Source organism: Bradyrhizobium oligotrophicum S58, from assembly GCF_000344805.1.
GTDB classification, from domain to species: domain Bacteria; phylum Pseudomonadota; class Alphaproteobacteria; order Rhizobiales; family Xanthobacteraceae; genus Bradyrhizobium; species Bradyrhizobium oligotrophicum.
On sequence record NC_020453.1, the window covers coordinates 6,047,670 to 6,061,372 of the forward strand.

At 62.8% G+C, this 13,703-nt stretch carries 14 protein-coding genes and 1 pseudogene; 4 read left to right on the plus strand and 11 right to left on the minus strand.

Annotated elements, in window-relative coordinates; genetic code table 11:
• Window positions 1-2: 2 nt before the first annotated feature.
• From S58_RS26020 to S58_RS38210, 7 genes are all read right to left on the minus strand, one after another.
• Window positions 3-887 carry a TauD/TfdA family dioxygenase gene (locus S58_RS26020; protein ID WP_015668377.1) on the minus strand — a complete coding sequence of 295 codons (885 nt, stop codon included), beginning with the start codon at window positions 885-887 and terminating at the stop codon, window positions 3-5.
• A gap of 158 nt (window positions 888-1,045) precedes the next feature.
• On the minus strand, window positions 1,046-1,774 hold the full coding sequence (locus tag S58_RS26025; RefSeq protein WP_015668378.1) for a thioesterase II family protein: 729 nt from the start codon (window positions 1,772-1,774) through the stop codon (window positions 1,046-1,048).
• A gap of 19 nt (window positions 1,775-1,793) precedes the next feature.
• A complete protein-coding gene (locus S58_RS26030) occupies window positions 1,794-2,024 on the minus strand; it encodes an MbtH family protein (RefSeq protein ID WP_015668379.1) in 231 nt (76 codons plus the stop codon).
• 360 nt (window positions 2,025-2,384) lie between these two features.
• Window positions 2,385-4,706 carry a TonB-dependent receptor gene (locus S58_RS26035; RefSeq protein WP_042340222.1) on the minus strand — a complete coding sequence of 774 codons (2,322 nt, stop codon included), beginning with the start codon at window positions 4,704-4,706 and terminating at the stop codon, window positions 2,385-2,387.
• Between the two features lie 663 nt (window positions 4,707-5,369).
• Window positions 5,370-5,636 (minus strand): hypothetical protein, encoded by a 267-nt coding sequence (locus S58_RS26040; protein ID WP_015668381.1) that lies wholly within the window; start codon window positions 5,634-5,636, stop codon window positions 5,370-5,372.
• The gene (locus tag S58_RS26045; RefSeq protein ID WP_015668382.1) at window positions 5,633-6,763 is read right to left on the minus strand and encodes a PepSY-associated TM helix domain-containing protein; all 1,131 of its coding nucleotides are present in this window, start codon (window positions 6,761-6,763) and stop codon (window positions 5,633-5,635) included. The genes S58_RS26040 and S58_RS26045 overlap by 4 nt, the downstream gene beginning before the upstream one ends.
• A gap of 152 nt (window positions 6,764-6,915) precedes the next feature.
• Window positions 6,916-7,068: a hypothetical protein gene (locus S58_RS38210; RefSeq protein ID WP_160167612.1), complete on the minus strand. Its 153-nt coding sequence runs from the start codon at window positions 7,066-7,068 to the stop codon at window positions 6,916-6,918.
• A gap of 358 nt (window positions 7,069-7,426) precedes the next feature.
• On the opposite strand from S58_RS38210, the pseudogene S58_RS26050 reads away from it, so the two are divergent.
• The 3 genes and pseudogenes from S58_RS26050 to S58_RS26060 all read left to right on the plus strand — a co-directional run.
• A pseudogene (locus S58_RS26050) lies at window positions 7,427-7,747 on the plus strand (beta-ketoacyl synthase N-terminal-like domain-containing protein); the annotation flags it as partial.
• Between the two features lie 158 nt (window positions 7,748-7,905).
• Entirely contained in the window at window positions 7,906-8,385 is a 480-nt protein-coding gene (locus tag S58_RS26055; RefSeq protein ID WP_015668384.1) for a peptidoglycan-binding domain-containing protein, read from the plus strand.
• Window positions 8,386-8,492: 107 nt separating this feature from the next.
• Complete coding sequence (locus tag S58_RS26060; protein ID WP_015668385.1) at window positions 8,493-8,741, plus strand: hypothetical protein; 249 nt, start codon at window positions 8,493-8,495, stop codon at window positions 8,739-8,741.
• Window positions 8,742-9,032: 291 nt separating this feature from the next.
• Here S58_RS26060 and S58_RS26065 read toward each other — a convergent pair whose 3' ends face one another.
• The gene (locus S58_RS26065; protein WP_015668386.1) at window positions 9,033-9,917 is read right to left on the minus strand and encodes an SDR family oxidoreductase; all 885 of its coding nucleotides are present in this window, start codon (window positions 9,915-9,917) and stop codon (window positions 9,033-9,035) included.
• A gap of 92 nt (window positions 9,918-10,009) precedes the next feature.
• Here S58_RS26065 and S58_RS26070 point away from each other — a divergent pair, with 92 nt between their 5' ends.
• Window positions 10,010-10,918, plus strand: coding sequence for a helix-turn-helix transcriptional regulator (locus tag S58_RS26070; RefSeq protein ID WP_015668387.1), 909 nt, complete (start codon window positions 10,010-10,012; stop codon window positions 10,916-10,918).
• A gap of 51 nt (window positions 10,919-10,969) precedes the next feature.
• On the opposite strand, the gene S58_RS38215 is transcribed toward S58_RS26070, so the two are convergent.
• The 3 genes from S58_RS38215 to S58_RS26080 all read right to left on the minus strand — a co-directional run bounded on the left by S58_RS38215 (window position 10,970) and on the right by S58_RS26080 (window position 13,664).
• On the minus strand, window positions 10,970-11,110 hold the full coding sequence (locus S58_RS38215) for a hypothetical protein (RefSeq protein WP_160167613.1): 141 nt from the start codon (window positions 11,108-11,110) through the stop codon (window positions 10,970-10,972).
• Complete coding sequence (locus S58_RS26075; protein ID WP_015668388.1) at window positions 11,107-12,483, minus strand: FGGY-family carbohydrate kinase; 1,377 nt, start codon at window positions 12,481-12,483, stop codon at window positions 11,107-11,109. Before S58_RS26075 ends, S58_RS38215 begins: the two co-directional genes overlap by 4 nt.
• A gap of 74 nt (window positions 12,484-12,557) precedes the next feature.
• On the minus strand, window positions 12,558-13,664 hold the full coding sequence (locus S58_RS26080; RefSeq protein WP_015668389.1) for an autoinducer 2 ABC transporter substrate-binding protein: 1,107 nt from the start codon (window positions 13,662-13,664) through the stop codon (window positions 12,558-12,560).
• Window positions 13,665-13,703 lie beyond the last annotated feature (39 nt).

Here is a 13,703-nt window from a genome sequence, read left to right on the forward strand (position 1 = left end):
GCTCAGTGCAACCGATGGGCTTGCGCCATCGCGACGATCACCCTGCGCGGTCCCTTGAACGGCTCGCGCGCATGCGCCGTCAGCATGTTGTCGAGCATCACGACGTCGCCGGCCTGCCAGGGAAAAATGATCTTGTGCCGGTCGAGCACGCCGCGCACCGTGGCCAGCGTCTCGTCGTCGATCGGCGAACCGTCGCCATAGAAGGCATTGCGCGGCAGCTCGAGCGGATCGCCGACGATATCGAGCAGGCTCTCGCGCAACTCCGGTGCGAGGCTGGAGACATGAAAGAGGTGCGCCTGGTTGAACCACACCGCATCCCCGGTGACAGGGTGGACCGCGATGCCCTGGCAGACCTGCCGCGTGCGCAGCTCGTCGCCATCCTTCCATTCACAGATGATCGAATGGGCAGCGCAATAGGCCTCGACCTCGGCCTTCGATTCCGTGCCGAACACCTGCCTCCAATCGACATCGAGGCCGCTGCCGTAGTTACGGACATACATGACACCCCGCTCGGCGAAACGATTGCGAATCGCGGTGGGCATGTCGCGGTGGATGAGCCTGCTGTCGGCGATGGGCGTCTCGCCGCCCTGCTGGGCAGGCTGCTGGCAGTAGAACCAGATCTTCATCGGCCAGTCGCGCGTATAGGCCTGCTCGTTGTGGAGCGGGATGCTCTGGTGCGGCGGATATTCGGTCGATGTGTAGACACCGGAGCTGACCTGCGACCGTGGTGTCGAACCGAATTCGTATGCGAGCAACGGATGGCCGAAGCTAGCAGCAAAGCTCCTGAACGCCTCCGCTCCGTCGAGATGGAAGTCACGGAAGAGAATTCCGCCGCACGCATAGAGCTGACGCTCGATCATGTCGCGGACCTCATTGACGGCCTCCATGAGCGGCTGCTGCTTACGACCAGCCCGCAAAAGGAACGGCAGAGCTTCTTCATCTATCTTAGGTTGTGACATGAGCATGATGTCTCCTCACCCTTCGTCGAATTCAGCATCAAATTCTCTTCGCCAGCCAATCCGGGCCGGCCATCAGCGCACGATACTCAGCGCCCCTCGCATGCGACCTCAAGCCTGGGCAATGCCTGACGCGCCAGCGCTGCGGCCACGAGGTTCAACAGATCTGCCTGCCGTGTGTGAATGAAGAAATGATCCCCCGGCAGCATGTCGAGCCCAAACACTGCCGACGTCTCCGCCCGCCAGGCCTTCAACGCCTCCGGACGCGTCTCGTCCTGGTCGCCGCCGAATACGTGAAGCGGACAGGGCAACGGCTGACGGCGCTGATAGACGTAGTTCCCACACATCAGGAAATCCGCCCGCAGGATCGGCAACGCGCCGCGCATGATCTCGGTACTTTCCAACGCCTCTTGCGGCGTGCCTTTCAGCCTCAGAAGCTCGTCGCGCAACGCGTCGTCGCCGAGCGGCTCCTTCCATCGGCTGCCGTCACGCATAGCCGGCGCTTCCGTTCCCGACACGAACAGCATCTGCGGCCTCGGCGCACCAAGTGCAAGCAGCCGGTGCGCGAGTTCGAAGGCGATCAGGCCACCGAGACTATGGCCGAACAGAGCATAGGGCGCCGCCAACGGCGCACCGATCAGTTCGGAAGCAAGCTGGCCGGCCAATGCGATCGGATCCGTCTGCAACGGCTCGTCCATCCGCACGCCGCGTCCGGGCCATTCCAGCGGGACGACATCGATCCAGGACGGAAGATGTCTCCTCCAGCGCGCATACACCATGGCGCTGCCGCCGGCATAAGGCAGACAGATGAGCCGCATTGTCGCCAACTCCTTCGCGTCAGGACTCGGCCGATGCCGACGCGTTCTCCTGCATGAATTTGCGAAGCGAGAGCGGCCGCATGTCGGTCCACACCTGCTCGATATGGTCCAGACATTCCTTCTTGTTTCCCGTCACGCCAACAGCCGTCCACCCGCCTGGAATTTCCTTGAACGTCGGCCAAATCGAATATTGTTCTTCATGATTCATGACGACGGTGAAAGTGACGTCATCTCTGTCGAAGACCATCATGAGCGGCTACTCCTACTAACAATCGACGGCGATGAACTACGAGTAATGCAGTTGATAATGACAGTCAAAGTGATACCGCCGATCAGAGTTTTTAATCTCTCCAAGGTGACGCGGCGGTGACGACTCAACATCAGGATGCATCAGCGACAAGCCGATGATTCATCGAATCAGACGGCTTTGGTCTCGGGGATCGAGACGGAGCTACGCTGTTCTGACGCGCCCCGATGCGATCGATAAGCGGGTCGTACACCGGCAATTTTCATCGCATTGAAACAAGCTCGCTCCGCGTCGGTCAAACTAACAAGGCCGCCGCACCTCTGCCGTGCGGCGGCCCCATCGCTGTCACTAAGTATCGACGTTTCAGAAATTGAACGTCGTCGACATCAGATAGGTCCGTGGCGCGCCCAGGGTGATCACGCCGCTATAGGCGGACGCCCAGTATGCCTTGTTGAAGACATTCTCGACGCTGGCGCGAACGACGATGGGTTTTCCGTTCCAGGGCGAGGTGAATGTGTAACGCGCCCCGAGATCAACGCGCGTCCAGTCCGGCAAGGAGAGCTTGTTAGCCGTATCGACATATTGTTCACCGGTGTAGACGACACGTCCGGTCAGGGTCAGATCCCTCACGAATGGCGTATCCCATTCTGCACCGAGATTCACGGTCAGCTCGGGCACGCCGACCGCACGTTTGCCGTCATTCGCCGTCCCCGTCTTCTCCTGAACACCGTGGATATAGGCAACACCACCGAGCAACCGGAGGGTCGGCGTCAACTCGCCGAACACGTTGAACTCGGCGCCAGTGTTTCGCTGCAGACCATTCATGACCTGAGTCAGCTGTCCAACGGTTCCCGTCGTAATGACGCTCGGCTTCGTGATGTCGAAGGCGCTAACCGTCGTCGTGATGCGGCCGAAATCAACCTTGATGCCGGTTTCGACTTGCTTGGTCTGCCCCGGCGCGAACACCGCGCCTGTGTTGGTATAGCCGGTAGGAACAACGACCGGAGTCTGCAGGCCCTCGATATAGTTGGCATAGAGCGAGACATGCTCGACCGGCTTGACGACAACGGTGTAGGCCGGTGTCCAGACCGACGTATCCGCAAACGGACGGCTGACACCGTTGGGAAGATAGTTCGCCAACTCGGTGCCTGCGGTCTGCCGGCGCACACCGACCGTGAGCTGCACCCGCTCGTTCAGGATCGACATCGTGTCCGAGACGCCGACGCTCCAGAGGTTGGCGCCGACGCGCTGACTTCCGGAGAGGGTCGGGAAACCCGGCAACGCGACATTCGTGGGCTCGGTGTACAGGTTCCACGAAATTGGCGCGCTGGTCGTCAAATTCTGACTGTAGGTTCGATCGGTGATGGAGTAGCCGACATTTGCCACATGCTTGACCGGTCCCGTATCCGCGGTGGCGCGAAAGCCCGCTTCGCCCGCGTACGTCGTGTAGGTCTCGCTTCCCGTGCCTGGATTCTGGACGGCGATGGCACCCGCATTGGAATTAAGGATCGGCGACGGATACCGGTAATTGATGTTGCTGTCGTGATAGCCGAACGATGCGTAGGCGGTGATCTTGTCGTTCAGATCCACTTCGCCTTTGATCGTCGAATAGAAGTCCGTGGGCACGTAATACGCCCAGGGAACCTGGAAGTTGGTGCCTGCCGCTGGTGGCGCCGGAATGCTGGTGACGGTCGCGGTGTTGACGCCGAAGAACCGCAGCGGCGGCGTCAGATTATCGGCCTGATAGCCGACATCGGCATCGATACGGACGTTCTCGCCATGATAGTCGACGGCGAGATGGGCGTTGCCGAGTTCGTCGTGCTGCCGGTTCCAAGGCGTGTCGCCGTTCGAATAGCCACCGTTGAAGCGAACGCCCCACTCCTTGTGCTCGCCAAAACGACGGCTGACGTCCATCTGCTCGCCGAATTGCGACTTCGAGGCGTAGGTCGTCGTGAGTTGCGTGATGTCCCTGTCCGGCGCGTGCTTGGTGACGAGATTGACGCTGCCGCCGACAGCGCCGCCGCTCGACGCGCCGGTGCCGCCCACCGTCATGCCGTTGAGAAGAGCTCCCGGCCCCTTCAGCAGCTCGACCCGCTCGATGAAATTCGCAGACGTCGAATAGTATGGCGCAATGCCGGCCAGCCCGTTCAAGGCGTAGTCGCCGCTGTCATATTGGAAGCCGCGGATGAAGAGGCTGTCGGCACCGCCGCCGGCGGCCTGCACTGTACGCACCGAGGGATCGTTGATCAACACGTCGCGGATCGTGCGCGCCTGCTGGTTCTGCATCAACTGCGACGTGAAGTTCGTCTGGTTGAACGGCGTGTTCATCACGCTGCGATTACCGAGCAGGCCGAGCCCGCCGCCGCTTGCGACCTGGCCGCCGGCATAGGGCGACGGAGGCGCGCCGATGGTGCCCGTCGAGGGCGTCATATAAGGAACGGGCGCTCTGGGGGGCAGATTGCGGGTGGCGACGCGGCGCTGCTGGGCGGCGCGCGTCGACGTCGCCTGGGTTCTCTGCGCGGTCTGCCGGGCTCTCGGCTTCGGCGCGTCGACCGTCACATCGGGAAGCTTGGTCTGCGCGAAGGCTTGCTGAACACCCCCGATGTTCAACGTGAGCGCCAATGTGCTCACAACACCCAATGTAATTGTCAACCTGACGTCTTTATCCGTAACGCGAGAAACCATCCTGACACCCCGATCATTCCAAGTTCAATCTTGGTCCGACGGTGCTCCTAACACACAGGTATTTGAGGATGGCGCCACGCGACGTAGAACCCGTCTAACGAGCGACGGCTTTTTCGCCGCGTGTAGCTCAACGGATTGTCGCTGCTATGAGATTTTTTGTGCGGGCGTTCTTCGAATCCTTCCAAAGAAGCGCACGTCTCGCATGCGCCGCGGTGAATGGCGCATCCGCTTCACGGTAATAGAGACAGGTGACGCAACTCACAAACGTCAATCGGCACGATCCGATTGAACGCGCATCACCGCACAATACATACGCGTCTATCACTCTGCCACTTTTGAATCAATCTTTGCTTGTAGCGATGCCGCAAATCTGCCCGCAGGCGCTCCGATCGGAGTCGCAACGACGGCGCATGTATCTGATTGTTGCTGTCGGCGACGACGCGGCGAAGCCGATTCGATTCCGGCGCCACGTTCGAAGCCCATGCGGCAGCGTGCCAAGGGGCAACCGCCGATGGACATCGATGATCGATGTTGAAAGACGTATTCGTCAGATCCGATGAAGGAGTCCGCGGTGCGACAGAATTGCGCAGCGCAGACGCCCCGGCGACTGAGCATCAAAACCGAGGAAATAGACTATCGCTGCCAAACGAGCGGCGTGGCGCCTCAGCTCGCCGCCTCGCCTGCGTCGGCGTGGGCCACGCCCGGCGCCACCTTTGAGCCGATGTTCCATCTCGCGCCGTAGATCAGCGCGAGCAGAATCGGAACAGAGAGCCCGAGCCAGCACAGGCCATCCCAAACACCGTCACCGAACAGTCCGAACGTCAGCCCGGCGGCGGCGACGAGGCCGATCAGCAGCGGCGCGCGAAACACCTGCCATGTCGAGAGTTGCGCGATGCGCGCCGACGGCGCGGAGGGGGGCGAAGAGCTCATGGCGACACCACCGCCGGCGCCGCCGGTGCAACGACGATCGGCGACTTTCGCCTGCTGCCCCATCGCTTCGCGACCCACAGGTACAAGCCGCTGCACAGCACGACGATGGTGATCATATCGAGCAGCGCCCAGATGATCTTCAGCGGGAGTCCGCCATAGTCACCGAAGTGCAGCGGCCGAGACACTTGCAGCGCGCGCAGATACCAGGACACTTCCGGCGCCACCACCTTGGCGCTGTCCTGGGCATCGATCAGCACCGGCTGAAACATGCGCGCGGTGAACGGCGTCCGCCCCTTGGTCCAGACGATCACGTGCTGCGGGCTGCCGAACCGCGCGGTGGTCGGCATGGTGACGCTTGCCACAAAGCGATCAGGAAACGCCGTGCGGACGGCATCGACCGCGGCTTCGACGGATTTCGCCTCGGCCAGCGGTTTGCCTTGATAGGGAGCGAGCAGCGCCGGCATCGTCTGCGCGCGCCAGAGATCAAACAGCGGCACGGCCAGCGTGTTGATGGTGCCGGTCAGGCCGACCGCGAGCGCCCAGCTCACCGTGACGATGCCGAGCAGATTGTGCATGTCGAGCCATTTGAGGCGCGCCGAGCGATCCCGCACGGTTCCGAACTGGAGCCGGCGCATGAAGGGCCAATAGACGACGATTCCCGAGACGATGGACGCGGCGAACACCAGTCCCATCAGGCCGAGAAAGAGCTCGCCGGGCAGGCCGGTGAACATGTCGCGGTGGATGCGCAGGATGACGTCCATCACATCCTGGCGCGGCGCCTCCTCGCCGAGAACGGCACCGGTGCGGGCATCCACCGTCAGGCGATGAAACTGCCCCGGCACCGGGATCGCCGTCGGCGACATCGCGACCACCACCAGCGGCTCCGCCTCCTTGAACATCGCGAACATCACGTGCTGTTCGGGCAGTTGCTGCCTGGCCGACGCGATCAGCCGGTCGAGCGGCAGAACGGGCGTGCCCGGCGGCATCGAAGGTGCGGAGATTTCGTCCTCGAAATAATGATTGATCTCGTCATGGAAGATCAGCGGCAGCCCCGTCAAACACAGCATCAGCAGAAAGATCATGCTGATCAGCGACGTCCACGTATGAACCTGAACCCACAGACGCATTGCGCTTCAACCCACCTTGCTTCACCACGACCGCGACGCGCAACCCACGCGCCGAACAGATACGTTCGACATGACCATCCAAGAGATCGGCGCCTTGGCTGGCCACGAAGCGCATCGCAAACCGTCATTGAACTCGATACACCCAGAAACGATTAGACAAAGAGAACGGCGCGCACGATGGGCGCATGCAGCTCATCCCACTCTGGCGCGCCGACGATGGCGTCGACAGATGTCAAAACAACAAGGACTTCCGCCGCCGAAAAACAATCGAGAGCCGGCATCATGCTGAGCATCTCGGACTGCATCAATCCAATTCGCGGACGGTGCTGCTGGAATTGCTTTAAGGTAGAGCGCGAAATGTGGCTTGCCCCACCGGTGACGCGCTCGCAACTTGAGCTTTGCGTGTTTGGAGTGGGGCATAATCCCGGACGCCGCGTGCAGGACGGGAACCGCAGCACGACGAAAGATGGGCGGCTTCTGCGCGCCAATGTTCAGACTACTCGCCTCGGTCCTGGTCGAACGTCGACCATAACTCTGTGATGATGGTCTGCGAGACGGCCTCGTGATCGCGCGAAATGCTTCGCGCTGCATGGCGATGACGATCAACGCGTGCATGAGCCTTGGCTCGACCAGCATCATCTTGGCGTGGCGGTGCAGGCAATGGGGCGAACGGCCACCGTGATTGCATCGGGCATCGGCGGCTTTCCGGCCATCGTCGAGGCGGTTCGCACCACCGATAAGCGCGGCGTGAGGCACCTTTCGCCATTCACCGTGCCGTCCTTCCTCGCAAATCTCGCGGCCGGCCATGTCTCGATCCGCTACGGCTTCAAGGGGCCGATCGGGACACCGGTCACCGCCTGCGCCGCGCGCGTGCAGGCGATCGGCGATGCGGCACGCCTCATTCGCACTGGAGAAGCCGACGTTGCGGTTTGCGGCGGCTCGGAAGCCTGTATCGATCTGGTGAGCCTTGGCGGCTTCGCCGCGGACGCCGATCCTATGCTCCCGCGTGAAGGCGGCGCAATAATCGGCTCAAGCAGGGGAACCGTGTCCTACGGACCGCGTTAACTCCATAACGGAGTGGTGTAGCGCCACTCCGTATTTTCCAGACGAATCATCGGCCGACTAGAGGCAAAGGAAGGGCCATGCGCGCCTTGATCCTAGCATTGTCCATCCTGGCAATCGTCGACAGCACGTACGTTGCCAACGCCGGTATGAGCAGCACACCTCGTGAAACGTCGGCGCCCGCCGATCCGGTGATCGCCACCAACGAAGCGACGCAGGAGACCGAAGATCAGATCGGCCTCACCAGGACGAAACGTCGTGAAGTGCAACGCGGGCTAACCAGGCTCGGGTTCGACACCAAGGTCAACGGGAAGTTCGACGAGAAGACTCGCGCCGTCATCACGCGGTGGCAGCAGGAGAACGGCTATCCCACGACCGGCTTCCTAAACACGGCCCAGCACAAGGTACTGGCGGACGCCGCAACGGAGGCTGGCAAATCTGACCATCAAGCGCGTCGTCACGCTGGAGGGCGTGCTCGCTCTTCGCGTGGTGGCGGTGGCCCAATCGGCGCGATCGGCGGCGCGATGCACAGCGTCGTGGGCGGATTATTCCGGAGGTGACTCGGGATCATAACCAGCGCCCGAGGCGAGGCGTGGAACCGTCCCGAACTCCGCGGCATTGATGCCCAACAAGCCAACAACCGCCCTCAGCAAAATGAGAAGTGATCATGAGCCACGAACCGGCGCTCCCGCCGTTCCTCTATGAGGGGCTCTACCCTGCCCAGGAGAAGAAATCCGCCATCGCTGCCTTTGCAGGTGTCGTAGCGCAGGCTGCGAAACAGGTGCGCAACGCCGTGGAGTTCGGACGCAAGCCGGGAATGCCGCTCAGCGTCCTCAGCAACGTCGCCCGCGAGGCGCCGCTTGCTTCTCTGTTGATCGCGTTCCTTTTGGGCGCCGCAATAGCACGGCGCAGGTAAACGCCGCCGGACATCGGACCTTCCCGGGGGGCTCAACCAGATAGCTCTACGTGGCGCTGCCTTGCCGCGAATGACTACCCGAATACGCCGGGGCAAGCGAGGCGTACAACCAAACGACGATCTCGACCGCGAGAGCTCTTCTAATTCGCCTTGAAAGCGGACCTTCCGCGCCGCACCGCCCTGTTCGGAAATCAGACCTCGCGCCGCGCTATGAGCGGAGATCAGCCACGGACCGACGGCGAACGTTGAAGCCCGTGGCCTTTGACCTTGTCTCTGTCCGTGCGTCTCGGCCTAGAAGTAGCCGGGCTGGCTGATGTCGGCGATCAAGCCAATCCCAACCGGCTTCCAGCCCAACAATTGCTGCGTCAAGGCGCTGGACGCCGGCATGTCCAAACCGGCGAACATCGCCAGCGGTCCGTAAAAATCACCCGCCTCTTCTTTCGGGATCGAAACGACCGGCACGTTCAAAGCGCGACCGATCACTTCGATGACCTGGCGCATGGGCACGCCCTCTTCACCGACGGCGTGATAGACCCCGTCTGCCGCACCTGTCTCCAACGCCAGCCGGTACAAGCGGGCGACGTCCTGCCTGTGCGCCGCAGCCCAGCGCTCGGCGCCTTCGCCGACATAGGCGGCGGCGCCTTTCTTGCGCGCCAGTTCGACCAGGTAGGAGATCAAGCCGGCCTTTCCGGCAGCACCGTGAACCTGCGGCAGGCGTATCGCCATCGCGCGTACCCCGCGCTTGGCGTAGGCCAGGCCGGCCTGCTCGGACACCCGCGGGACATGGGGACTGGAATCGCGCCGCATATCCTCGGTGACCACGACGTTTGAGGCAACGAGACCCGTTCCCGATGTGACGATAAAAGGCTTGTTTGTGCCGACCAGCACGTCGCCCATGGCCTCGATGGCAGCCTTGTCGATCGCACCATTCTCCGCGAATCGTGCAAAATCATGGATGAAGGCGAGATGGATCACGCCGTCCGCATAGCTTGCACCGCGCTTCAGGCTGTCGAGATCCTGCAGCGAGCCCCGATGAACCTCCGCGCCCAGTTGTTCGAGCGTCCGAACGTTGTCCTCGGAGCGCGCGAGGCCGACAACCTGATGCCCGTTTGCGATGAGTTCTCTGGTGGTTTCGACGCCGATGAATCCGGCGGCGCCGGTGACGAAGACGCGCATGATGGGCAACTCCCTGTTCAAGATGACGGGATATTGCTAAGCTCCTCATTCGGGTAAAGTAGTGAGATTATACAGGTATAAGCGCTAACAGGATGACGGCCGCAAACCCGCTTGGGGCTTATCTGAGGGATCGCCGCGCCAAACTCGATCCGACGGCGTTTGGCTTGCCGCTGAAGCGACGGCGAACGCCGGGACTTCGGCGCGAGGAAGTGGCGCAACGCGCGAATGTGAGCGCCACCTGGTACACATGGCTTGAGCAAGGGCGCGGCGGTTCGCCCTCCGCCGATGTGCTGGATCGCATCGCCCGCGCCATGATGCTGACCGACGTCGAGCGCGAACATCTGTTCCTGCTCGGCCTGGGTCGGCCTCCTGAAGTCCGTTATCACGCGCCCGAAGGCATCTCACCCCGCCTGCAGCGCGTGCTCGACATCCTGGAATGCAGCCCCGCTTTCATCCGCACGGCGACATGGGATGTGATCGCCTGGAACAGCGCTGCGGCGGCGGTCCTCACCGACTACAGCGCGCTGCCGGATGGGCAGCGCAATGTCCTGCGCCTGATTTTCCGCGACAGCCGCGTAAGGGCCGCGCAGCCGAAGTGGCAAAGCGTCGCGCGCTACGTCGTGGCCTCCTTCCGCGCCGATGTCGCGCGCGCAGGCGCGGCCCGCAACGTGCAATCCCTGGTCGATGAGCTCTGTGCGACAAGCCCTGAGTTCGCAACCATGTGGCGCGACAACGATGTGCAAGGCCATGGCGACAACGTGAAGGTTCTGCACCATCCCATTGCCGGACCGCTCTCGATGGAATTCTCGGCTTTCGCCGTCGATGGGCGGCCCGACCTCAACATGGTGATCTACAATCCTGCGACGCCCGCGGATGCGGACAAGATCCGCGCGCTGCTGAAGCCCTCTGCCGAAGCCGGCACGAGCAGCCCCGATGCGGCCTGCCACAGCCGTAACGAAACCTCTGCGGTATGTTGGCGGGCGGAAGAAAAGATTCCATAGGCGACGCAACATCCGCTTTGGGTCCAAGCGGTCCGATGCTGGCATCCTGCTTCAGTTCAGGTTTGGGATCGGTCCGGACATCCAGCCTGGGGCTTGGCGGGCCGTGCTGTCCTGCACGCCGACGAGGTCGTCTCGCTCAAGATCTCTGATACCGACAACCACCGCATGATAATCCGCGTCGAGCAGGCTCACCGCTGCTCACGATCGGACAAGGCTTCGGCCCATGCCTGTCGATAGGCATGCAGGCCTTCGACCGCTCGCGATTGCACGGCCGTCAATCGCGGCGCTTGACGCGGTGCCGGCCATGTCGCGAGCAGGGCAGCGCCGCGCGCGGTTCCGGCAGCGTCCGTGCTCGCAAACACCGGCTGCGTTGGGCGCAGCGCCGCGAGAAGCATGGCGTAGCAGGGATTGGCGGCGAAACTGCCTTCGACGATGAGGTCGCCGCCGGCAGCACCGAGGCGCGTCAGCATCAAATCGCTCATCAGCGCGACATAGAGCGTCGCCAGAGCCGCCCGGTCGGCAGGCGCGATCTCGCCGAGAATTTCCCCCCGATACGAGGCGAACGGGCCACCTCCACCCTGCCCGGCAAAGCTCGGGAGCGCCATGGCGCCCGATGCGATCACGCGCGCGAGCGAAGCCTGGTCCGGATTGGCGTGCGCGCCGGCGAGTGCAGCATATTCACGCCCGCCCATGAAACGTCCGGTTGGGACGGGACGTCCCTCGACGTCGACATTGACCAACGTGTCGTCGACAGGATCGAGGCCATCCGGGCTCAGACCAGGGGCCATCAGGATCACCCAGGTGCCGGTCGACAGCAGCGTGAACGGCTGCCGGCGTGAACCCAGATGCGGCAGCAACGAAGCGTTCGAGTCATGCACCCCGCAGAGCACGTCGATGTCATCGGCCAGTCCCGTCGCGGCGGCGAGATCCGGCTTGATCGGAGCGAGACGCCGATAGGCCGGCTGCAGCGGCGGCATCAACCGGCTCACATCGAGCGCCGAGACCGCGCTGGAAAACCGGCTATGCAACGGCTCCCACAAATCGGAATGTGCACCGATCGACGTCACCTCGGCCGCCGCGACACCCGACAAGCGCCACGCCCAATATTGCGGATAGGCAAGAAGATATTTGGCCCGAGCGAACGGCTCGGCGAAGTGGCGCTGCTGCCAGGCCAATTGCCGGGCGATGTTCTGCCCGGCGGGCAAGGCCGGCGAGAACGTTTCGGAGAAGGGTGGCCGCAGCGGCGCATAAAGCGGCTCGATTTCCTCGACGTCGGCGAATTCGTAATCCATCACCGGCAGCACCAGGCCGTCGTCGTCGATCAACGCGGCCGCGCAGCCATGGGTCGTTGGAACGATCGTCGCGATCGGGCCGGCCCTGTTGGCATCCGCCAGCGCGCCGAGCAGGAATGCCCAGATCTGCTCAACATCCGCATGTGGGTAAGGCGGCCCGGGCACCACGCGGTTGGGCATCGCGCGCTCCCACACGAGCGCGCCGTCAGAGCCGAAGGTCGCGACCTTCACATTGGTCTTGCCGATGTCGAGGACCGCGGTGACGCCACGCATGCTGTCCGCCCTCGTGTCTATTACGCGCAAAGCCACGCCGGCCTCCCGTCACGAGAGGCCGGCGCGAGGTACGATCAGAAATCGAAGTCCTTGATGTTGTCCTTGGTAAAGATGAACGGCGATCCCAAGAGGATTTCGCTGCCGTTGATGACATTGAGCTTGCCGAGCTTGCCGGCCTCGACCGAGGTCGCACCGGGCTTGAGCTTGCCGTCGACCACCGCACGCATCACATAGGTCGCGGCGTAGCCGAGATCGACCGGATTCCACAGCACGACGGACTTGACGCAGCCTGCATTGACATAGGGCTTCATCGCATTCGGCGTGGCCAGGCCGACGACGGCGACCTTGCCGCACAGGCGCGCCTTGGTCACGGCTTCGGCCGAAGCAGGCGTCGCAACCGACGTCATGCCGAACAGGCCCGCGAGCTTGTCACCATATTTGTTGATCAACGTGGTCGCCTGGTTGAGCGAGAGCACGTTGTCCTCCTGCGCCTCCACCGTCTCCAGCCATTTCAGCTTGGGATGGCATTTGGCGGCGTAGGCCGACATTTCAGCGATCCAGCGCGCCTGGTTGGGCGTGGTGAAGGTGCTGGTGACGATGGCAAATCCCTTGTCTTCGCCGGCTTCCTTGGCCATCGCGTCGATCATCGCCTTGGCGATGCCGTTGAACTCGGCCTGGTTGACGAACCACTCGCGCGCATCGGGCTGCGCATTGGCGTCGTAGCCGACGACGTGGATGCCCTTTGACAGCGCCTTCTTGAGGACAGGGGCGATCGCGACCGGATCATTGGCGGCGAACAGGACGCCGTCGACGCCGCGGGTGATGTAGTTGTCGATGAACTTGATCTGCTCGTCGATCTTGGCCTCAGTGGGTCCGTCGGTGGTCACCTTGACGTTGCCGAGCTCCTTGGCGGCGTCCTGCATGCCCTTGGTGGTGGCGTTGAAGTAGCCGATCCCGATCAGCTTGGGCACGTCGACCAGAGTGATCGGCTTGCCGGCCTTGTCGGCTGCGCCGGTGACCTTGCCGCCATCATAGGGCTTGGCCGCTGCGGCCGCGGCCGGACTGGCGTCGCAGGACAGCGGGCTGGTCGGAAGATCGTCGGCTCCGTCCCATTTGTCCGCGGCAGAAGCGGAGCCGCTCGCCATCGCCGCGCCGAGGATCAGCAGCGCGGCCGTCTTCATCCTACGATGTCTGATGGTCGTCTTCATCTTGACCTCCCT

Coding starts and splice junctions, on each gene's coding strand:
- S58_RS26045 (WP_015668382.1), bottom strand. CDS start 6,763: ATGCGTCTGTGGGTTCAGGTTCATACGTGGACGTCGCTGATCAGCATG.
- S58_RS26025 (WP_015668378.1), bottom strand. CDS start 1,774: ATGCGGCTCATCTGTCTGCCTTATGCCGGCGGCAGCGCCATGGTGTAT.
- S58_RS26075 (WP_015668388.1), bottom strand. CDS start 12,483: ATGCGTGGCGTCACCGCGGTCCTCGACATCGGCAAGACCAATGTGAAG.
- S58_RS26060 (WP_015668385.1), top strand. CDS start 8,493: ATGAGCCACGAACCGGCGCTCCCGCCGTTCCTCTATGAGGGGCTCTAC.
- S58_RS26020 (WP_015668377.1), bottom strand. CDS start 887: ATGGAGGCCGTCAATGAGGTCCGCGACATGATCGAGCGTCAGCTCTAT.
- S58_RS26040 (WP_015668381.1), bottom strand. CDS start 5,636: ATGAGCTCTTCGCCCCCCTCCGCGCCGTCGGCGCGCATCGCGCAACTC.
- S58_RS26065 (WP_015668386.1), bottom strand. CDS start 9,917: ATGCGCGTCTTCGTCACCGGCGCCGCCGGATTCATCGGCGTCGAAACC.
- S58_RS26070 (WP_015668387.1), top strand. CDS start 10,010: ATGACGGCCGCAAACCCGCTTGGGGCTTATCTGAGGGATCGCCGCGCC.
- S58_RS26030 (WP_015668379.1), bottom strand. CDS start 2,024: ATGATGGTCTTCGACAGAGATGACGTCACTTTCACCGTCGTCATGAAT.
- S58_RS26080 (WP_015668389.1), bottom strand. CDS start 13,664: ATGAAGACGGCCGCGCTGCTGATCCTCGGCGCGGCGATGGCGAGCGGC.
- S58_RS26055 (WP_015668384.1), top strand. CDS start 7,906: ATGCGCGCCTTGATCCTAGCATTGTCCATCCTGGCAATCGTCGACAGC.
- S58_RS38210 (WP_160167612.1), bottom strand. CDS start 7,068: ATGCAGTCCGAGATGCTCAGCATGATGCCGGCTCTCGATTGTTTTTCG.
- S58_RS26035 (WP_042340222.1), bottom strand. CDS start 4,706: ATGGTTTCTCGCGTTACGGATAAAGACGTCAGGTTGACAATTACATTG.